Source organism: Streptomyces coelicoflavus (genome assembly GCF_045041415.1).
In the GTDB taxonomy this organism is placed as follows: domain Bacteria; phylum Actinomycetota; class Actinomycetes; order Streptomycetales; family Streptomycetaceae; genus Streptomyces; species Streptomyces coelicoflavus.
Window position 1 is genome coordinate 2,065,560 of the sequence record NZ_CP108218.1, and the last position, 19,488, is coordinate 2,085,047.

Genomic DNA, 19,488 nt, shown 5'->3' on the forward strand with positions numbered 1-19,488 from the left:
CTCCAGGGCACCAGGACTTCAGGGGCATCGCCGCCCCTACACGGCCCCCGCCCCGGTCAGCGACCGCACCTCGGTCTCGGCGTGCCTGGCCTCGTCCGGGGGCTCCGGGGAGGTGACGGTGCCCAGCCAGCCCGCGAGGAAGCCCAGCGGGATCGAGACGAGGCCGGGGTTCTGCAGCGGGAAGTACTGGAAGTCGAGGCCGGGAAAGAGCGACTGCGGACTGCCGGAGACCACCGGGGACAGCAGCACGAGCACCACGGACGGCACCAGACCGCCGTAGACCGACCACACCGCGCCCCGGGTGGTGAAGCCGCGCCAGAACAGCGAGTAGAGCAGCACGGGCAGGTTGGCGGAGGCGGCCACGGCGAAGGCGAGGCCCACCAGGAAGGCGACGTTGAGGTCGCGGGCGAGCAGACCGAGCCCGATGGCGACCGCGCCGATGCCGACGGAGGCGACCCGCGCCACGGCGACCTCGCTGCGCGGCTTGGAGTGGCGACGCCGCAGGGACGCGTACAGGTCGTGGGCCACGGACGCCGAGGAGGCCAGGGTGATGCCGGCGACCACCGCGAGGATGGTGGCGAACGCGACGGCGGCGACGACCGCGAACAGGACCGTCCCGCCGGTGGACTGCGCGCCGCCGCCGAGGTCCAGGGCGAGCAGCGGCACCGCCGTGTTCCCGGCGGCGTTCGACGCGCGTACGGCGTCCGGGCCGACCAGGGCGGCGGCGCCGAATCCCAGCACGATCGTCATCAGGTAGAAGCCGCCGATGAGACCGATCGACCAGACCACGGACCGCCGGGCCGCCCGGGCGGTGGGCACCGTGTAGAAGCGGGACAGGATGTGCGGCAGCCCGGCCGTGCCCAGCACCAGGGCGAGCCCCAGACTGATGAAGTCGAAGCGGGAGACCCAGTCCCCGCCGTAGGCCAGGCCGGGCGCGAGGAACGCCTCACCGTGGCCGCTGCGCTCCGCCGCCGTGCGCAGCAGCCGGTCGACGTCGCCGTGGAAGCGCACCAGGACGAGCGCGGTCAGCGCCACGGTGCCGCCGAGCAGCAGGACCGCCTTGACGATCTGGATCCAGGTGGTGGCGCGCATCCCGCCCAGCGACACGTAGATCACCATGAGGGCGCCCACGCCGATGACGGTCCAGGTCCGCGCCGCCTCGCTCGTCCCGCCCAGCAGCAGCGCGACGAGGCTGCCTGCGCCCACCATCTGCGCCACCAGGTACAGGACGGAGACGGTGACCGAGGAGGTCCCGGCCGCGATCCGCACCGGCCGCTCCCGCATCCGGGCGGCCACGACGTCGGCGAGGGTGAACCGTCCGCAGTTGCGCACGAGTTCGGCGACGAGGAACAGGACCACGAGCCAGGCCACCAGGAAGCCCACCGAGTAGAGCATGCCGTCGTAGCCGTAGAGGGCGATGAGCCCCGAGATGCCGAGGAACGACGCGGCCGACATGTAGTCGCCCGAGATGGCAAAACCATTTTCCATCGGCGAGAAGAGGCGGCCGCCCGCGTAGAACTCCTCCGCCGAGCCGTGCCGGTGGCGGCCCACCCAGGTGGTGATGCCGAGCGTGACGGCGACGAACGTGCTGAACAGCAGCAGGGCCAGCGTCTGGTGGTCGCCCGTCACGACGCACCGCCTCTCACGCCGCGCGTCAGCTCCTGGGTGTCCCAGCGCAGTTCCAGCGCGGCACGGTCCCTGCGCAGCCGGGCGTGCCGCGCGTAGGCCCAGGTGAGGAGGAACGTGGTGAGGAACTGGCCGAGCCCGGCGACCATCGCGACGTTCACCGCGCCGGCCACCGGCCGGGCCATCAGGGCGGGGGCCGTCGTGGCGGCCACCACGTAGGCGACGTACCACAGGAAGAAGGCGGCGACCGCTGGGACGACGAACCTCCGGTACCGGCTGCGGACTTCCTGGAAGGCCGCGCTCCGCTGGACCTCCAGATACACGTCGGCCGCGGCCCGGGGCGGCTCCCCCGCCGTCTCCCGGCGCCCCGGCGAGGGGGCCGGCGCGGTGGCCCCGGGGCCGTCCGCCTCGCCCCAGCCGGAGGCGAGCGCGTCGTACCACGGGTCGTCGTACCGCGGGCCGTCGTACCGCGGGCCGGGGGCCGTCTCGACGTAGGCCCTGCCCGGCACTGCGCGGTGGTCGGCCGCGCCGTCGGGACCGCCCCCGGCGCCGCGGGACCGATCGTTGCTTGACTGCATGCCCAAGGATGGACAGAACGGGAAGATCCCCGACTCTTCTTCCCCGGGCACTTCACCCCATCAGGTGATTCCCCCTGAGGGTTCCCTCTGGCCGGACCGGCCCCGGGTATCGCTCCCGGGGCCGGTCCGGCGACCGAGCGTGGTCACGCGTCGATGCGCGACCGGTCCAGCGTCGCCGCCGAACTGGAGATGAACTCCTTACGAGGGGCGACGTCGTTGCCCATCAGCAGGTCGAAGACCTGCTCGGCGGAGTCCAGGTCGGTGAGGTTGATCCGGCGCAGGGTGCGGCGCCGGGGGTCCATGGTCGTCTCCGCCAGCTGGTCGGCGTCCATCTCGCCCAGGCCCTTGTACCGCTGGATGGAGTCCTTGTAGCGGATGTTCTTGCTCTGGAACTCCATGAGCTTGTCGCGCAGCTCGCGGTCCGAGTACGTGTAGACGTACTTGTCCTGGCCCTTCTTCGGCTGGATCAGCTCGATGCGGTGCAGCGGCGGCACCGCGGCGAACACCCGGCCCGCCTCGACCATGGGCCGCATGTAGCGGTGGAAGAGGGTCAGCAGCAGGGTGCGGATGTGGGAGCCGTCCACATCGGCGTCGGTCATCATGATGATCTTGCCGTAGCGGGCCGCGTCGATGTCGAAGGTACGGCCCGACCCCGCTCCTATAACCTGGATGATCGCCCCGCACTCGGCGTTCTTCAGCATGTCCGTCACGGACGACTTCTGGACGTTGAGGATCTTGCCCCGGATCGGCAGCAGCGCCTGGAACTCGGAGTTCCTCGCAAGCTTGGCCGTGCCCAGCGCGGAGTCGCCCTCGACGATGAACAGCTCGCTGCGGTCGACGTCGTCGCTGCGGCAGTCGGCGAGCTTCGCCGGCAGCGACGAGGACTCCAGGGCCGTCTTGCGTCGCTGGGCGTCCTTGTGCTGACGCGCGGCGATACGGGTACGGGCCGCGGCGACGGCCTTCTCCATCACCACCCGGGCCTGCTGGGCCGCGTCACGCTTGGTCGAGGTCAGGAACGCCTTCAGTTCCTTGCTGATCACGTTGTTCACGATCCGGCGGGCCGCCGAGGTGCCGAGGACCTCCTTGGTCTGGCCCTCGAACTGCGGCTCGGCGAGCCGGACGGTGACGACCGCCGTCAGCCCTTCCAGGGCGTCGTCCTTGACGACGTCGTCCTCGGCGACGCGGAGCATCTTCTTGGTGCGCAGCACCTCGTTCATCGTCTTCGCCACCGCCTGTTCGAAGCCGGCGACGTGGGTGCCGCCCTTCGGCGTGGCGATGATGTTGACGAACGACCTGAGCGTCGTGTCGTAACCGGTGCCCCAGCGCATCGCGACGTCGACACCGAGGTCGCGGGTGACCTCGGTGGGCGTCATCTGCCCCTCCTCGTCCAGCACCGGGACCGTCTCCTTGAAGGAGCCCTGGCCGCTGAAGCGGAGGGTGTCGCAGACGGGCCGGTCACTGGCCAGGAACTCACAGAACTCGCTGATGCCGCCGTCGAAGCGGAACGACTCCTCGCCCTTGCTGCCGCCGTCGCCGAGACCGAACTCGTCCCGCACCACGATGGTCAGCCCGGGCACCAGGAACGCCGTCTGGCGGGCCCGCTGGTGCAGCGTGTCCAGGGAGAGCTTCGCGTCCTTGAGGAAGATCTGCCGGTCCGCCCAGTACCGCACGCGTGTGCCGCTGCGGCTCTTGGGGACCTTCTTGGTCCTGCGCAGTCCGTTCCCCGCGTCGAACTTGGCGTCCGGGCCCGTCTTCGCGAAGGTGCCCGGGACCCCGCGGCGGAAACTGATCGCGTGGGTGTGCCCGCCGCGGTCCACCTCGATGTCCAGGCGGGCGGACAGGGCGTTCACCACGGAGGCGCCGACGCCGTGCAGACCGCCGGAGGCGGCGTAGGAGCCGCCTCCGAACTTGCCGCCGGCGTGCAGCTTGGTCATGACGACCTCGACGCCGGAGAGGCCGGTCTTGGGCTCGACGTCGACCGGGATGCCCCGGCCGTTGTCCCGGACCTCCACCGAGGCGTCGTCGTGGAGGATCACCTCGATGTGGTCGCAGTAACCACCCAGGGCCTCGTCGACCGAGTTGTCGATGATCTCCCACAGGCAGTGCATCAGCCCACGGCTGTCGGTGGATCCGATGTACATGCCCGGACGCTTGCGCACGGCCTCGAGCCCCTCGAGGACGAGCAGGTGCCGCGCGGTGTAGTTGGATCCGTCCCGGTCTGCTCCTGCCAGCAGCGCAGTGGACGGCACGGATGTCTCGGCGGTCACGCGGTTCGCTCCTCGCTGAATTTCAGATGGGGCCCCGCTGGGTATGGGCGCGGCTCGGTTCACCGATGAGAGGGTACCGAGGCCTGGTAGAGCCGTTGTAACGCCACCCTCGTCACTGACTCACCCTAGTCCACGGTCGTATGCGTGTTCGATCCCTCGATGGGGTGAAGTACACATCACGTTCCCTTCGAGGCATGAACCATTTAGGCTCCGGGCACGTCCTCATGAACAAACCGGCAACCCAGCCGGCGGGACCGACACTGACCGACTGCGCGAACCCGTACGACACACAGACACGCAATACGGCACATTCGCCGCCAATCGGCAACAGCCGGCCCCTCGGAAATTTTTTTCGAGGAAAAGCCACGAGCGGGAACGTTTTGGGGCTGGTTGGATGTTGACCCTGGTACGACAGCTCGTCGAGCTAGAGAAGAGGCGACGTGACTACTGTTCTGACTTCCGCAAGCCCGCTGACGGCCGCTGATCGCTGCGACCGCTGCGGCGCCCAGGCATACCTGCGCGTCGTCCTGCTGAGCGGCGGAGAACTGCTCTTCTGCGCCCACCACGGTCGCAAGTTCGAGCCGGAACTCAAGAAGATCGCCGCTGAGATACAGGACGAGACGGAGCGGCTGACGGCCGTTCCGGAATCCTCAGCCGAGGAAGAGCGCTGACCCGACGCGCCCGTCGACGAGCCGAATCGGCACAGGCCGATGAACGGGCGGCCGCCTCCGTTTCCCGGAGGCGGCCGCCCGTACTCGTGCCCGACAAGCCCTCAGCGGCCGTCAGGCGCCCTCACGCTGCTTCGTGGCCGTACCGTCCCAGCCGAGCGTCTGGAGTACGGAGGAGACGCGCGTGTACACCCCGGGGCTGCCAGGGCGTCCGCAGCCACTCCCCCAGGACACCAGGCCGATGAGTCTGCCCCGTCCGACCAGCGGCCCCCCGCTGTCGCCCTGACAGGCGTCGCGGCCCCCGGCCTCCTGCCCGGCGCAGAGCATGGTCTTCGAGAGGTAGCGCCCGTCGTCGTTGCCCGGGTACGCCCGCTCGCAGGACGCGTCGGGGAGCACCCGCACACGGGCCGCGTGCAGGCCGTTCGCGTAGTCACCGGCGCCCGAGGTGTCGCCCCAGCCGTAGACGAGAGCCTCCGTGTCGGGCGTGTACGCGGGGTCACCCTCCGCCGCCATCCCTATGACCGAGCCGGCGGGGAGCGCTTCGGAGAGAGTGAGCACCGCGAAGTCCCCCGCATTGCTGCCGTCGTCGTGCTCCGGGTTCACCCAGACGGAGCGGATGGGGATCTCCTGCCCCTGGTCGGACAGCAGATCGGTCCGGCCTGCTACTACCCGCAGGTCGTCCACCTGTTCCGGCGGCGACCCGAGCACCTCCTCCCCCAGGCAGTGGGCCGCCGTGAGGACGGTGGTCCGGCCGACGGCCACTCCCCCGCAGAACTGCCCCGCCCGGGTACCCCCGAACCGGTCACGGCTGGACAGGGCGACGGTCCACGGACTGTCGGACACTTCGACCGGAAAGCCCCCGACGACGATGCTGTCGGCGGCCGCCGGGGCGGCCGACCCCAGCGGTATCGCGGTCGCGGCGGCCGCCAGCACCAGCGGCCGGGCCACTGTCCGGGCCAAGAGACGACGCATGCGGGCTCCTCACTCCTAGGTGGTCATGGGACACCCAGAGTGATCCAGTACGCGGTGTCGCGCACCCGCTGCCCAGCACGGAGGCCCGGTTCCGCACCTGGCGGGACCGGGCCTCGTTCGCTCGTACCGTCTACCGCAACCTAGTCGAGGTAGTCGCGCAGCACCTGGGAGCGCGACGGGTGACGCAGCTTCGACATGGTCTTCGACTCGATCTGGCGGATGCGCTCACGCGTGACGCCGTACACCTTGCCGATTTCGTCGAGGGTCTTCGGCTGACCGTCGGTGAGACCGAACCGCATGGAGACGACGCCCGCCTCACGCTCGGACAGGGTGTCGAGCACGGAGTGCAGCTGCTCCTGCAGGAGGGTGAAGCTGACCGCGTCGGCCGGGACGACCGCCTCGGAGTCCTCGATGAGGTCACCGAACTCGCTGTCGCCGTCCTCGCCCAGCGGGGTGTGCAGGGAGATCGGCTCGCGACCGTACTTCTGGACCTCGATGACCTTCTCCGGGGTCATGTCGAGTTCCTTGGCCAGCTCCTCCGGAGTGGGCTCGCGGCCCAGGTCCTGGAGCATCTGGCGCTGGACGCGCGCGAGCTTGTTGATGACCTCGACCATGTGCACCGGGATACGGATGGTGCGGGCCTGGTCGGCCATCGCGCGGGTGATCGCCTGACGGATCCACCAGGTGGCGTACGTGGAGAACTTGTAGCCCTTGGTGTAGTCGAACTTCTCCACCGCGCGGATCAGACCGAGGTTGCCCTCCTGGATGAGGTCCAGGAAGAGCATGCCGCGACCGGTGTAGCGCTTGGCCAGGGAGACCACCAGGCGGAGGTTGGCCTCCAGCAGGTGGTTCTTGGCGCGGCGGCCGTCCTCGGCGATGATCTCCAGTTCGCGCTTGAGCTTGGGCGCGAGCTTGTCGGAGTTCGCCAGCTTGTCCTCGGCGAACAGACCGGCCTCGATGCGCTTGGCGAGCTCGACCTCCTGCTCGGCGTTGAGCAGGGGGACCTTGCCGATCTGCTTGAGGTAGTCCTTGACCGGGTCGGCGGTGGCACCGGCGGCGGCGACCTGCTGGGCCGGGGCGTCGTCCTCGTCCTCGTCGGACAGCACGAAGCCCGCGTTCTCGGTGCCCTCGGTCTCCTCCGTCGCGGCCTTCGGCTCCTCGGTCGCCTCGTCCTCGAGAAGCTCGCCGTCTTCCTTCTTGGCGGTCGTCTTCTTGGCCGCCGTCTTCTTGGCGGTCGCCTTCTTCGCCGTCGCCTTCTTGGCGGTCGTCTTCTTGGCCGCCGCCTTCTTGGCGGGGGCCTCCTCCTCGACGGCGGGCTCGGCGGCGGGCGACGCCGGGGCGGCGGGAGCGGTCGCCTTCCTGCTGGTCACCGTCTTCGCCGCGACCGTCTTCGTGGCGGTGCGCTTGGCGGGACTCTTCGCTGCGACGCTCTTTCGGGTGCGCTTGGGCTCTGCGGCACTGACCATCAGCGTCACACCCTCTTCCTCGAGGATCTGGTTGAGGCTGCGCAGTACGTTCTTCCACTGAGTGGCCGGAATCTGGTCAGCTTCGAAGGCCCGACGCACGTCATCGCCGGCGATCTGCCCCTCAGCCTTTCCCCGCTCAATGAGCGCCATGACAGAGACGGACTCGGCGATCTCCGGCGGGAGCGTACGGGATGTGCTGGCCGACACGAACAACCTCTCGGAACGTTGAAAAACGGCTTCCGGCCCCGTCCACGGCGGACAGGAGCCGACCACCGGCTTGGGATGGGCCGACGGTGCGGGCGGGCCGGGGAGATACACAGCGCCGTGAACGGCGTCCATATTCCCTCCGCGGCTGTCACCTCTTAGGTCATCGTGTTGTTCCCAAGAGCGTTACGCCCAATCCGCGTGGCCCGAGTCACACCCCGTAAGCGATCAAAACTGCGCAGATGCGGATAAACAAGGTCATCAACTTGTCCGTCCCGACCTTGCCGGGACGGCTCAGCCTCTCATCACACCGTCGGACCCCGGGGAGCCACGAACGGCTCCGCGGGGTCCGACGACGGGGGCGGCGTGCCGGCCACTGCCACAGGAGGGGTATGGCGTGCCCGGACCGCGCCGCCGCGGAGGAGGACGGTCAGTGCTCGCGCGGGGCGGGCACGACGCGCTCCACCTCGGGGTGCACGGTCAGAAGCTGGCGCATGGCCGCCTCGGCCGCCGCGCCGTCGCCGGTGGCGAGGGCGTCGACGATCCTGCCGTGCTGCGCGAGCGACGCGTCGTTCGGCCGGTCACAGCCGGTGACCGGACCTCCGGAGACATGGAGGGCGGCGGAGACGATCCCGGAGAGGTGGTCGAGCATCCGGTTGCCCGCGACCTGGATGAGCAGGGTGTGGAACTCGGCATCGGCACGCGAGAAGGTGAGCGCGTCGCCCTGCCCCATGGCGTGCCCCATGATCCCGACCATGTCGGACAGCCGCTGCTGGACGTCCTCGCGCCCGTGCCCGGCGGCCAGGCGCGCGGCGAGCGGCTCGATCGTCCAGCGCAGCTCGCCCAGCTCGCGACGCTGGTCGTCGCGCTGCGGCCCGAAGGCGCGCCATTCGATGATGTCGGGATCGAGGAGGTTCCAGTCACTGACCGGACGCACGCGCGTGCCGACGTTCGGCCGGGCGCTGACCAGGCCCTTCGCCTCCAGGACGCGAAGGGACTCGCGCACCACGGTGCGGGAGACCTCGAAGCGCTGGCCGATCTCCTCGGGAACCAGCGGGCGGTCGGCTCCCAGGTCGCCCGAAACGATCATCTGGCCCAGCTGCTGGACGAGTTGCCCGTGCAGCCCGCGGCCACGGTTGCCCGCGGTGCGCCGGCCCACGCGGCCCAGCTCGGGCTCCACCCCTTCCCAGGAGGGCACCCCGACGCGGTCGACGGCGGGCGTCTCGGCGTACGGGTAGCGGTCGAGTTCGCCCGGGTTCGCGAGGCCGGAGTCGGCGGAACGGGCGGCGGTCATCATGGTGTGCGCAAGGGTACTCACGCATCCTTTGTCGGCGCTGATCCCAACTCCCTTGAGGTCTTTGGTGAAAAGCACACGAAAGGGTGATCGCTCACCCCGTCGCAATTGACGCCTTATCGGAAAGAAATGGGCTTTCCCCGGGGAGTTGCGCACACGGTCGGAACGGAAGGGTGGGACAGACGTCATCGAGCCCTGCTGCGCAGGGTCATGAGCAGATACGCGCAGAGCAGGGTGGTCAGTGACAACGTCATGGCCCCGCCCACGGGTTGGGCGACGAGGCGCAGCAGCTCCGCCACGTACCGCTCGCCCCCGAACGGCCACTGGGTCAGGAGGACCTCGCGCGTCCGCATCGGGAAGCCGGCGGCGGTCCGCACGGACGGGCCCTCCCAGACCTTTTGTACGAGCGGTACGACGGCGACGGGAACGGCGACCACCGCCGCCAGCCCGGCGGTGGTGGACCGGAAGACGCCCGCGGCCAGCACTCCGGACCACGCGCAGCCGACGACGAGTCCGAGCCAACCGGCGCTCAGCGCGGGCCAGTCGGCGGGGAGCCCGGTGAGCTCGGACCCGTAGAAGAGACGCAGCACCTGGGCGTCGCAGCCCACGGTCAGGACGGCCAGCAGCAGTGCGGCGGCCGCGGAGACGAGGAGCTTGGCGGTCAGCAGCCCCATGCGGCGGGGCACGGTGCCCCGGTCCGCCGCGAGGGCGGGATGGCGGAACTCGTCGCCGAAGGCGAGCGCGCCGAGCAGCCCGGCGCCGAGCGCGGCGGGCGGCAGGGGCAGCTCGCGTGGCCACGCGGCCAGCAGGCGCTCCTGCGGGGTGTGTCCGACCCGGGCGAGGACGACGGCGGTGACGGCGGACACGAGGAGCACGGCCGCGCCGGTGACGAAGCCCGTGCCGACACCCAGCGCGCGACGGAGTTCGTAGCGCAGCGGCCGGAGGGGACTGGGGGCGGAACGGACGGAAACGGGCGGCGGAGGCGTGCCGGCCGCGTCCCGGGCCGCCGTGGTGCCGGGCGTGAGGGCGCTGGGCGGGCGCGGTGTGCGGTGCGGGCCGGCCTGGGGCGCGGAGGACCCGGGGACTCCGGAAGCGCTGCCGGGGGCGGGGGCGGGGTGCGGTCCAGGGGTCTCGCAGCGGGCGGTCCCGGACGCGGGCGCGTCCACGTCCCCGTCCTTGGTGGGCGGGGACGAGGAGACGGTGGGCGAAGGGCGGTGCGTGATGCCCGGCGTCCCTGCGCCCCGCGCACGGTCGGCGTCCACCTCGAGCCGCTCTTCGTGCCGGGCTGCGGGAACCACCTCGGCCCCGGCGCCCATGTCGCCGACCTCGTCGGCCAGTTGGTGGACGAGGATGCCGTGCCGGAAGGCCGTCTCACCGATGTCGGCACACGTACTGCCGTACACCGCGAGCCGGTTGCCGCCCTCGCGCACCACCTCGACGGAACGGCGTGCCGTCCGTGCTTCCTTGGCCACCAGGACGGCGAGGCGGGCCGCGTACGGGCTGCGGACGGCGACGCGGGGGCGCAGCCGGGTACGGGAGAAGTCCGCCGACTCCTGGTCGGCGACGACTCTGCCCCGCTCCAGCGTGACGACGTGGTCGGCGCTGCGCGCGGCCTCCTTGGGATCCGCCGTGCTGAACAGGACCGTGCCGCCCTGGGCGGCGTGGGCACGCAGGGCGCCGTGCAGCCGCCGGGCATCGTGGACGGAGAGTGCGCCGGCGGGGTCGTCGAGGACCAGGGTGTGCGGATCGGGCACGAGCGCACAGGCCAGGCCGAGTCGCCGGTCCATCCCCCGGGAGAGGGTGCCGAGGCGTTCGTCGCGCAGGCTCTCGAGACCGGCCGACTCCAGGACCTCGTCGGCCCTGCGGACGGGAACACCGGCTGCCGCGCACAGCATGCGGAGATGGCCGCGCACCGTACGGGCGGGGTGCCCCGGGACATCGCCCAGCAGCACGCCGACCTCGCGGGAGGGGTGGGCGATGCGGTGCAGGGGGCGGCCTCTGAAGTACGTGAGACCACGGCCGTGCTGGAGCTCGAGCATGAGTCTGAGCGCCGTCGTCTTGCCGGCGCCCGATGCTCCGAGCAGTGCGGTGACGCGGCCCGCGCGCGCCTCGAACGAGACGTCGTCGACGGCGGGCGGAAGCTCCTTGCGGGGGTTGCTGGTCAGTCCGAAGGCCTGGATCACCCGTAGCAAGATAGCGTGCGATATCCGGTTTTACGGGCATCGCGCGGCCTGTCGGCACGGGGCCGCTCCGGCCTCGGCGTCAGACCTCGGGACGGAGCATCGGGGGGTTGAGGAGGGTCGCGCCGCCCGCCCGGAAGAGCTGGGCCGGCCGGCCTCCCTGGCGGGTGGTCGTCCCGCCGGTGGGCACGAGGAATCCCGGCGTACCCGTCACCTTGCGGTGGAAGTTGCGGGGGTCGAGCGCCACGCTCCACACCGCTTCGTAGACACGGCGCAGCTCGCCGACGGTGAACTCGGGCGGACAGAAGGCCGTGGCCAGCGACGAGTACTCGATCTTGGAGCGGGCTCGCTCCACCCCGTCCGCCAGGATCTGGGCGTGGTCGAAGGCGAGCGGCGCCACCGCCTCGCCGGCGTGACCGTAGCCGCTCTGTGCCAGCAGTTCCTCGACCGGTGCCCAACGGGCGTTGCTGGCGTCGCCCCCCGCGCGCGGTGCGGGCAGGTCGGGGGCGAGTGCGAGGTGGGCGACGCTGACCACCCGCATCCGGGGGTCGCGCCCGGGGTCGCCGTAGGTCGCGAGCTGCTCCAGATGAGCACCGTTGTCCTGGGTCGGCGCGGCAGGATCGTGGACGCACAGCCCGGTCTCCTCCGCCAGCTCCCGCGCCGCCGCCTGCGCCAGGTCCTCGCCGTCCCGTACGAACCCGCCGGGCAGAGCCCAGCGCCCCTGGAACGGCGACTCGCCCCTGCGCACCGCCAGCGCGCACAGGGAGTGGCGACGCACGGTCAGCACGACCAGGTCCACAGTGACGGCGAAGGGCGGAAAGGCTGACGGGTCGTAGGGCATGCGGCGATCATAGTCGTCTGCCTGACGATAAACACTCCCTTCGCCCACGGTGCGAGCAGTGATCCACTCCCTCCCCACCTGCGTGCCACCGCCCGTGCCGGCCGTCCGCCTCAGGGGCACTCACTGTCCCCGTCGGTCCCGCGCTCTCCCGTACGGGTCCCTTCGGGGCGTGGCCCCTGCCTGCCCGTCGCCGCCGTCCCCGAGGCGTCGGGGCGGGCCCGGCCGGGCCGTGTGCTCCCGGGCCGGCCGCCCTCGGAGGGCGTGCGGGGACGCACCATCCCGGTGCCCGGCTCGTGGGACCGTGCCCTCGTGCGGCGTCGGACGCCATGTGCCGAGGCGAGGGCGCGCGAGCGGCGCCGGCGACCGGGCTGCACGGCGGACGGGGACCCGGCAGACGAGGGCGCGGCGGACGACGGCTCGGCGGAGGAGGGCTCGGCGGAGGAGGGCGCGGCCGGCCCCCGTTCCACGGGCGCACCGCCGTGTCCTTCGTCGTTCGAGGCGCCGCCTTCCGTGTGCGCGTCGTGCTTCCGGCCTTCACGCAGGCAGCGGCGGATCGACTCGGGGTCGAGGCCCTCGTTGCACGCCTGGTGCAGGAGCCGGGCGAAGAGGTAGTCGGGGTCCGCGCCGAGGGCCATGGCCAGCGCCTCCCGCGCCTCCAGTTCGTCACCGGTGGACCAGGCGACCCAGCCCGCGAGGGTGAGGGGCGCGGCGGCGTGTTCGCCGTACGGCACGACGCAGCGACGGGCCAGGGCCCGCCAGAGACGCATCGCCGGTGCCGCCTCCTCGCCCTCCATCCAGGCGGCGGCGCGGTCGCGTGTCGTACGGTCCTGGAGTCCCAGGATCAACGCCGCCGCCTCCTCGTCCCCGAGCAGCTGGTCGTCCCGCAGGTCCTCGGCCGGCACGCCGGAGACGGGCGGGGCCCCGGCGAGGCGTCGCATGACCCGCTCCGCCGTCTCCAGCGTCTCCCCGGCCACCTCCGAGCGGCCGGCGGCGTCCAGGATCCGGGAGACCAGCGTCGTGGCGGCCGCGTCCAGGGCGGCCGCCTGTCCGTCCACCGCCGCGGTTTCCCGGGGGAGCATCCTGGCCCTCAGCTCACGGAGCGAGCCGCGCACCTGGATACCGGCGTAGGTGGCCGCCGCGGCCAGTACCGACGTGCCCGGCAGCCCCATGGGGAGGCCCGCTGCCGGACAGCAGGCCTCTTCGTCGCAGCAGTACGACCAGAAACGCCCGGCCGAGATGCACAGCGCCTCGACGACGGGAACGTCGAGGGCGCCGCACTCGACGCGCAGCTTCTGGGCCAGCGGCCTCAGTCGCTCCATCACGTCACGTCCGGTCTCGCCCGGGCCCGGCTCCTGGCAGAGGTAGGCGACCATCTGCTCGGGTCGCGCCCCTCGCCGCTCGCTCCCGTGCACCAGGCCGTGGACCAGCTGTCCGGCCGCGCCCGCCCAGTCGTCCGCGTTCGCGGGGATGCCCAGTCGCGCTCGACCGCCGAAGCGGCCCCGCCCGTCCCTGTCCCGCAGGGCGGCCAGGACGATGCTGTCCTCGGGGCGGTACCCGAGCAGGTACGGCAGGGCGTCGGCCAGCTCCGCGGGGGTGCGCAGGGTGACCTGGTGTTCGTCCCCGGGGCTCTCGCACGGGGCGCCGTCCGCCCGTCCCGGCTTCGCGGCGTCCGGGATGTCGCCGTTCTCGAAGGATCCAGTCGTTTCGCTGTGGTTCGTCATGACTCGACGATCTCGCGGATCTGCAAGTTCCGTTTGCCCTGTGGATAACTCTCCGCAGCGGGCACGTCCCCTCGCCCGCTCCCGGCCGCGGAGTCGTCCGTCGTTCCCCGACCTCGGGGGCGGCCCCTGCGCCCGCGCCCTATCCGGCCAGGGCGAGGACGAGCGGCAGCACCCGGTCGGCGCCGGCCTGGCGCAGGAGGCGCGCGCCCACGGCCAGGGTCCAGCCGGAGTCGGTGTAGTCGTCGACGAGCAGCACCGGGCCGGGGGTGTTGGACAGGGCCGTGGCGAGTTCACCGGGCACCGCGAACGACTCCGCCAGGGCACGCAACCGCTGGGCCGAGTTGCTGCGGTGGGCGGCGTGGTCGTCGGCGTGCGGGGTGTGGGCGAGGCTGCCCAGCAGCGGGAGCCTGCCGACCCGTGCCACTCCCGCGGCCAGTGAGGCGACCAGCTGGGGGCGGGTGCGGGAGGGCATGGCGACGACGCCCACGGGCCGCGCCACCGCGTCGGGAGAGCCGTCGGCCCAGCCGCCCGGCGAGCGGGCCCAGTCGGCCAGCACCGTCACGACGGCGGCGAGCACGTCGTCCGGGACCGGCCAGTCCGCGGCCTGCGCCGACAGGAGCGGGCGCAGACGGTTGCCCCAGCCGATGTCCGAGAGCCTCCCCAGCGCCCGCCCGGTGAGGGCCTGCTGGCCCACGGGGATGCGGCCCTTGAGGTCCATGCCCACGGCCGCGAGCCCGGTCGGCCACATCTTGCGAGGCTCCACCTCCACGCCCGGACGGTCCAGCTCGCCCGTCGCCGCCGCGAGGGCCGCGGAGGTGACGGCGGGGTCGAGCCAGGGGCCGGCGCAGGTGTCGCAGCGACCGCACGGGGCGGCCTTCTCGTCGTCCAGCTGCCGCTGCAGGAACTCCATCCGGCACCCCGTGGTGGCCACGTAGTCCCGCATGGCCTGCTGCTCCGCCTGACGCTGCCGGGCCACCCACGCGTACCGCTCCGCGTCGTACGCCCACGGCTGTCCCGTGGCGGTCCAGCCGCCCTTCACCCGCCTGACCGCGCCGTCCACGTCCAGGACCTTGAGCATGGTCTCCAGGCGTGACCGGCGCAGGTCCACCAGCGGCTCGAGCGCCGGAAGCGACATCGGCCGCCCGGCCTCCTCCAGCACCGCGAGGGTGCGCCGCACCTGCTCCTCCGGCGGGAAGCCCACCGAGGCGAAGTACGCCCAGATCGCCTCGTCCTCCCGCCCCGGCAGCAACAGCACGTCCGCGTGGTCCACACCGCGCCCCGCACGCCCCACCTGCTGGTAGTACGCGATGGGCGACGAGGGCGACCCCAGGTGCACGACGAAGCCCAGGTCGGGCTTGTCGAAGCCCATGCCCAGCGCCGAGGTGGCCACGAGCGCCTTGACCCGGTTCGCCAGCAGGTCCTCCTCCGCCTGCAACCGGTCGGCGTTCTCCGTCTTGCCCGTGTAGGCGGCGACCGGGTACCCGCGCTGGCGCAGGAACGCCGCGACCTCCTCCGCCGCCGCCACGGTCAGCGTGTAGATGATCCCGGAACCGGGCAGGTCCCCCAGCCGCTCCCCCAGCCAAGCCAGCCGGTGCGCCGCGTCCGGCAGCCGGAGCACGCCCAGCCGGAGGCTCTCCCGGTCGAGCGGCCCCCGCAGCACCAGCGCGTCCCCGCCGCCCGTGCCCAGTTGCTCCGCGACGTCGGCCGTGACCCGCGCGTTGGCGGTCGCCGTGGTGGCCAGCACCGGCACCCCGGCCGGCAGCTCGGCCAGCATCGTGCGCAGCCGTCGGTAGTCCGGGCGGAAGTCGTGGCCCCAGTCGGAGATGCAGTGTGCCTCGTCCACCACGAGCAGGCCGGTCGTGGCCGCGAGTTTCGGCAGCACCTGATCCCGGAAGTCCACGGAATTGAGGCGTTCCGGGCTCACCAGGAGGACGTCCGTCTCACCCCGCTCGACCTCCCCGTAGATCGTCTCCCACTCCTCCGGGTTGGCCGAGTTGATCGTGCGGGCGCGGATTCCCGCCCGCGCGGCCGACTCGACCTGGTTGCGCATCAGCGCCAGCAGGGGCGAGACGATCACCGTGGGGCCCGCGCCGCGCCGGCGCAGCAGGGCGGTGGCGACGAAGTACACGGCCGACTTGCCCCAGCCGGTGCGCTGCACCACCAGGGCCCGCCGGTGCTCCTCCACCAGGGCCGACACCGCCTGCCACTGATCCTCCCGCAGCCGTGCCGATCCCCCACGGTCGCCGACGAGCTCGGCGAGGACGGCGTCGGCTTCGGTACGGAGTTCCACGTGGTCCATTCCTCCATGCAACCCGATGGCACTGACAATCGGCGAATCGGGAGCTGCCGGAGCGGGTGTCGCGTCCCATGCGTCGCGCGGGGGCGCTCCGGGTAGGGATATAGAACGCACATCAGCCGATATGGGGCCTCGGTCTCAATTGCTCGTTGCCGCATCCCAGTTCGACAGGAAGAATTGAAGTCCGCTCCCCGCACGGCCTTCCGTGATCCGGCAGGGCTTCGCTGCGGTGCGCGCTCCCCGAATCCGACCCTGCCCGCAGTGTGGGCGCGTAGCCGAAGGGAGGAACGTGACCTTCGGATTCGCTCCGTCCTCGGCGGCCTCGTTTTCGTCGTCCGCCGCTTCCGCAACCCGCATGCTCGAGCCGGCGGAGTGGGCCGCCGCCGGAATCCCGCTGCTGCGCAATCCTCGTGAGGTCGTCAGCGGGCTGCACGCGCGGCACCGCCCCGGACCCGCGACGGCCGTCGTGGCCGTGCTCGACCCGGACGAACGACTGCGTGCCAGCGCCTCGTTCACCAGCCGCCGCTCCCCCGCCGACGGCTGGATGTTCCGCAACGCGCTGCTCTCCCAGCTGCGCCGGGTCATCCCGCACGATCTGCGGCGCCGCACCCCGGTGCGCACCGCCGTACTGCTCTACTGCCGTGAGGGCGACGCGCGTTGGACGCAGGAGGACGGCGCGTGGATGTGGGGGCTGCGGGACGCGTGCACGCTGCACGGGCTGCGCTGCGGGGCGTACATCACGCTGACCCGCGACGGCTGGCAGGTGCTGGGCGAGGACCGCGGCGGGCGCCGGCCCAACGCGGCGTCCGCGCCGGAGCCCTTCGCCACGGCGGAGGCACCGCCCCCGCCACCCCGCACCGGCGGTGTCGCCTCGGACGTACTGCGCCGCGCCGCGGCCCGCTGAGCGCCACAGCGGCGGCGGGCACACTCACCGGCCCGCGCACTGCTATGGGCCCGCCCGGGCCGTGACACGGCCCGCACACGACCCGGTCGGCGTGCGGCCAGTGACCCGGCCGGGGCCGGAACCCGACAGGACCCGTACGGTCGTCCACGCCCCGGCGGCGGGCACAGCCGACGGCTGTCCCCGCCGGTCGCCCGGCTCGGCGGAACGGGCTCAGACGCCCGCGCCCAGCACCGAGTTGATCCGCTGCGGGTCACCGCAGACGATCAGCAGGGCGCCGGCCCGGGAGTGGGCCACGGCCAGGGCGGTGACGGCGGCGGCCTCGGGGCCGCCGTTGAGCGCGACCACGACCACGGCCCGCGACGCCGCACGGTCCGCGACGGCGGCGTCGGCGTAGAAGACGTCGTCGCCCGCGTCGTGCTGCGCCCAGTAGGCGGTGTCGCCGAAGGACAGCTCGTGGGCCGCCCACGGATGGGCGTCGCCGGTGGTGATCACCAGCACGTCACCGGGGGTACGCCCCGAGTCCAGCAGCAGGTCCACGGCCTCTTCGGCGGCGTCGAGCGCGCCGTCGGGCGTGGCCGGGATCAGCTGGATCTGCGGAGTGGCCGGGGCGGTGGCCGCGGTGGCAGGGGCAGCCGGACCCGCGGGTCCGGGTTTGGCCTCGGCCGTGGTGTCGCGCGACGCGCGTTGCGCCGGCGGCGCCGGCCGCACCGGGCCGGGTCGGCCGGGGCGCGGCGGAGCAGCGGGACGGGGGCCGGGTACGGGGCGGGGGGTCGGCGCGGTGCGGCCACTGGCCGGAGTGGCGCGGGGACCCTGGGCCTTCTCGTGAATCTGAGGCTCCTCGGGAATGAGAGGCATGAGCTGATTTTTATCAAACACTGGTGCGGCTCGCGTCGGCGGGTGGCACATGCCTGCGAGCCGAACCGTCAGAAATCGAAGCCGAGCTGACCCTCGATTTCCGGAGCACTTCCGTCCACCCAACTGCGGACCTTCTTGAGGTGCCGCCACTGGGGCAGCGCATCAAGATACGCCCACGACAACCGGTGGTGCGGGGTGGGTCCCCGCTCCGCCAGTGCGGCCTTGTGCACGGGCGACGGATACCCGGCGTTGTCCGCAAAGCCGAAGTCTGCATGGTCGACACCCAGTTCGGCCATCATTTTGTCGCGCTGGACCTTGGCGAGCACCGAGGCCGCCGCGACGGCGACGCAGGACTGATCGCCCTTGATCACCGTGCGAACCCGCCATGGGGTCCCGAGATAGTCGTGCTTGCCGTCGAGGATGACGGCTTCGGGGCGGACCGGCAGGGTCTCCAGGGCCCGCACCGCCGCCAGTCGCAGCGCGGCGGTCATCCCCAGCGTGTCGATCTCCTCCGGGGAGGCGTGCCCCAGGGCGTAGGACGTGACCCAGGCCCGCAACTCCACCTCGAGTTCGGTGCGTCGCTTGAGGGTGAGCAGCTTGGAGTCGGTCAGGCCGGCCGGGGGCCGGCGCAGTCCGGTGATCGCGGCACAGACGGTGACCGGGCCGGCCCACGCGCCGCGCCCCACCTCGTCGACACCGGCAATGACCTTCGCTCCGGTCGTGGCGCGAAGAGAGCGCTCGACGGTGTGAGTGGGTGGTTCGTACGGCATGGCGCCCCCAGCCTACGCCGCCGCGATCCGCGGGCGACACCCCGGTTCCCCGAACGGGACCGGCTTCTCCGGCGGCCGGGTTCAGGGACCGTCGGGCCGCAGCAGCGGGACCATCAACTGGTCGATCAGTTCCTCGAGCTCGCGGTCCGGCCATTCACTCGCACAAATCTTGGAGCGATACATCATCATCGCCGGGATGGCGTCGAAGACGTATCCGTTGGCCGCGTCGGGGCGGACCTCTCCCCGCTCCATTCCGCGGTTGATGACCTCGCGGATCATCGTGAGGGTCGGCTCCACCACACCCTTGATGATCACCGCATGGAAGCGTTCGGCCTGCGTGTTGTCGCATTCGTGAATGACCGAACGCAGTGCGAATCCAGGCCGGGAGAACATCGCGTCGCGCGCCCTGCGGCACAGCTCGAGCAGGTCCTCGCGCACGCTTCCGAGGTCGGGGACCTCGTCGAAGTCCGGCAGTCCGGAGCGCAGCGCGTCCGCGACGAGGTCCTCCTTGGACGGCCAGCGCCGGTAGACGGCCGCCTTGCCGGTCTGCGCGCTCGCGGCCACGCCCTCCATCGTCAGCCCGTTCCAGCCGACGGTGCTGAGCTGGTCCAGTGCGGCCTCGAGGATGGCGCGCTCCAGGACCGCGCCGCGCCGGCGGGAGGGCGTCTGGGCGGAGGCGGCCGCCCAGTGCGAAGCAACCATGTCGAGGATCTCCAAAAAGCGGTGAAAACGGGTATTCGGGGATGAGGTGCACACCGCGCGGCCGCGACGGGGGACCGGACACGCGACGCCTCGATAAGTGAACGGTTGCGTTCACTGTCTCTCGGTCACTAACGTGGGAGCAAC

15 protein-coding genes are annotated in these 19,488 nt (G+C 71.9%); 2 read left to right on the forward strand and 13 right to left on the reverse strand.

Annotation, left to right across the window (positions count from 1 at the left end):
• Positions 1-36: 36 nt before the first annotated feature.
• The 3 genes from OHA99_RS08885 to OHA99_RS08895 all read right to left on the reverse strand — a co-directional run bounded on the left by OHA99_RS08885 (position 37) and on the right by OHA99_RS08895 (position 4,471).
• Complete coding sequence (locus OHA99_RS08885) at positions 37-1,629, reverse strand: cation acetate symporter (protein ID WP_153177596.1); 1,593 nt, start codon at positions 1,627-1,629, stop codon at positions 37-39.
• The gene (locus OHA99_RS08890; RefSeq protein ID WP_366473344.1) at positions 1,626-2,204 is read right to left on the reverse strand and encodes a DUF485 domain-containing protein; all 579 of its coding nucleotides are present in this window, start codon (positions 2,202-2,204) and stop codon (positions 1,626-1,628) included. Before OHA99_RS08890 ends, OHA99_RS08885 begins: the two co-directional genes overlap by 4 nt.
• A 143-nt stretch (positions 2,205-2,347) precedes the next feature.
• A complete protein-coding gene (locus tag OHA99_RS08895; RefSeq protein WP_153177598.1) occupies positions 2,348-4,471 on the reverse strand; it encodes a type IIA DNA topoisomerase subunit B in 2,124 nt (707 codons plus the stop codon).
• Between the two features lie 440 nt (positions 4,472-4,911).
• On the opposite strand from OHA99_RS08895, the gene OHA99_RS08900 reads away from it, so the two are divergent.
• Complete coding sequence (locus tag OHA99_RS08900) at positions 4,912-5,142, forward strand: hypothetical protein (RefSeq protein WP_031035360.1); 231 nt, start codon at positions 4,912-4,914, stop codon at positions 5,140-5,142.
• Between the two features lie 111 nt (positions 5,143-5,253).
• Here OHA99_RS08900 and OHA99_RS08905 read toward each other — a convergent pair whose 3' ends face one another.
• The 7 genes from OHA99_RS08905 to OHA99_RS08935 all read right to left on the reverse strand — a co-directional run bounded on the left by OHA99_RS08905 (position 5,254) and on the right by OHA99_RS08935 (position 16,116).
• The gene (locus OHA99_RS08905) at positions 5,254-6,111 is read right to left on the reverse strand and encodes a S1 family peptidase (protein WP_405695133.1); all 858 of its coding nucleotides are present in this window, start codon (positions 6,109-6,111) and stop codon (positions 5,254-5,256) included.
• A 140-nt stretch (positions 6,112-6,251) separates the two neighbouring features.
• Positions 6,252-7,784, reverse strand: a complete 1,533-nt coding sequence (locus OHA99_RS08910) for an RNA polymerase sigma factor (RefSeq protein WP_405695135.1) — start codon at positions 7,782-7,784, stop codon at positions 6,252-6,254.
• 427 nt (positions 7,785-8,211) lie between these two features.
• Positions 8,212-9,099, reverse strand: coding sequence for a sporulation transcriptional regulator WhiH (whiH, locus tag OHA99_RS08915; RefSeq protein WP_063739954.1), 888 nt, complete (start codon positions 9,097-9,099; stop codon positions 8,212-8,214).
• A gap of 161 nt (positions 9,100-9,260) precedes the next feature.
• The gene (locus OHA99_RS08920) at positions 9,261-11,258 is read right to left on the reverse strand and encodes an ATP-binding cassette domain-containing protein (protein ID WP_405695137.1); all 1,998 of its coding nucleotides are present in this window, start codon (positions 11,256-11,258) and stop codon (positions 9,261-9,263) included.
• A gap of 79 nt (positions 11,259-11,337) precedes the next feature.
• Positions 11,338-12,096 (reverse strand): NUDIX domain-containing protein, encoded by a 759-nt coding sequence (locus tag OHA99_RS08925; RefSeq protein WP_007445061.1) that lies wholly within the window; start codon positions 12,094-12,096, stop codon positions 11,338-11,340.
• A gap of 110 nt (positions 12,097-12,206) precedes the next feature.
• Positions 12,207-13,817 (reverse strand): DUF4192 domain-containing protein, encoded by a 1,611-nt coding sequence (locus OHA99_RS08930; RefSeq protein ID WP_405695139.1) that lies wholly within the window; start codon positions 13,815-13,817, stop codon positions 12,207-12,209.
• Between the two features lie 139 nt (positions 13,818-13,956).
• Complete coding sequence (locus OHA99_RS08935; RefSeq protein WP_405695141.1) at positions 13,957-16,116, reverse strand: RecQ family ATP-dependent DNA helicase; 2,160 nt, start codon at positions 16,114-16,116, stop codon at positions 13,957-13,959.
• A 286-nt stretch (positions 16,117-16,402) separates the two neighbouring features.
• Between OHA99_RS08935 and OHA99_RS08940 the strand changes: the two genes are divergently transcribed.
• Complete coding sequence (locus tag OHA99_RS08940) at positions 16,403-17,017, forward strand: hypothetical protein (RefSeq protein WP_153177605.1); 615 nt, start codon at positions 16,403-16,405, stop codon at positions 17,015-17,017.
• A 210-nt stretch (positions 17,018-17,227) separates the two neighbouring features.
• Here OHA99_RS08940 and OHA99_RS08945 read toward each other — a convergent pair whose 3' ends face one another.
• The 3 genes from OHA99_RS08945 to OHA99_RS08955 form a co-directional block, all read right to left on the reverse strand.
• Positions 17,228-17,872 carry a hypothetical protein gene (locus OHA99_RS08945; RefSeq protein ID WP_282882906.1) on the reverse strand — a complete coding sequence of 215 codons (645 nt, stop codon included), beginning with the start codon at positions 17,870-17,872 and terminating at the stop codon, positions 17,228-17,230.
• Positions 17,873-17,940: 68 nt separating this feature from the next.
• Positions 17,941-18,642 carry a ribonuclease HII gene (locus OHA99_RS08950; RefSeq protein ID WP_153177607.1) on the reverse strand — a complete coding sequence of 234 codons (702 nt, stop codon included), beginning with the start codon at positions 18,640-18,642 and terminating at the stop codon, positions 17,941-17,943.
• Positions 18,643-18,723: 81 nt separating this feature from the next.
• The gene (locus OHA99_RS08955; protein ID WP_165684619.1) at positions 18,724-19,344 is read right to left on the reverse strand and encodes a TetR/AcrR family transcriptional regulator; all 621 of its coding nucleotides are present in this window, start codon (positions 19,342-19,344) and stop codon (positions 18,724-18,726) included.
• Positions 19,345-19,488 lie beyond the last annotated feature (144 nt).

What these genes read in the sequence shown, in the direction of transcription:
- OHA99_RS08905 (WP_405695133.1), bottom strand. Translation starts at nt 6,111, where the DNA reads ATGCGTCGTCTCTTGGCCCGGACAGTGGCCCGGCCGCTGGTGCTGGCG.
- OHA99_RS08935 (WP_405695141.1), bottom strand. Translation starts at nt 16,116, where the DNA reads ATGGACCACGTGGAACTCCGTACCGAAGCCGACGCCGTCCTCGCCGAG.
- OHA99_RS08930 (WP_405695139.1), bottom strand. Translation starts at nt 13,817, where the DNA reads ATGACGAACCACAGCGAAACGACTGGATCCTTCGAGAACGGCGACATC.
- OHA99_RS08890 (WP_366473344.1), bottom strand. Translation starts at nt 2,204, where the DNA reads ATGCAGTCAAGCAACGATCGGTCCCGCGGCGCCGGGGGCGGTCCCGAC.
- OHA99_RS08950 (WP_153177607.1), bottom strand. Translation starts at nt 18,642, where the DNA reads ATGCCGTACGAACCACCCACTCACACCGTCGAGCGCTCTCTTCGCGCC.
- OHA99_RS08925 (WP_007445061.1), bottom strand. Translation starts at nt 12,096, where the DNA reads ATGCCCTACGACCCGTCAGCCTTTCCGCCCTTCGCCGTCACTGTGGAC.
- OHA99_RS08955 (WP_165684619.1), bottom strand. Translation starts at nt 19,344, where the DNA reads ATGGTTGCTTCGCACTGGGCGGCCGCCTCCGCCCAGACGCCCTCCCGC.
- OHA99_RS08945 (WP_282882906.1), bottom strand. Translation starts at nt 17,872, where the DNA reads ATGCCTCTCATTCCCGAGGAGCCTCAGATTCACGAGAAGGCCCAGGGT.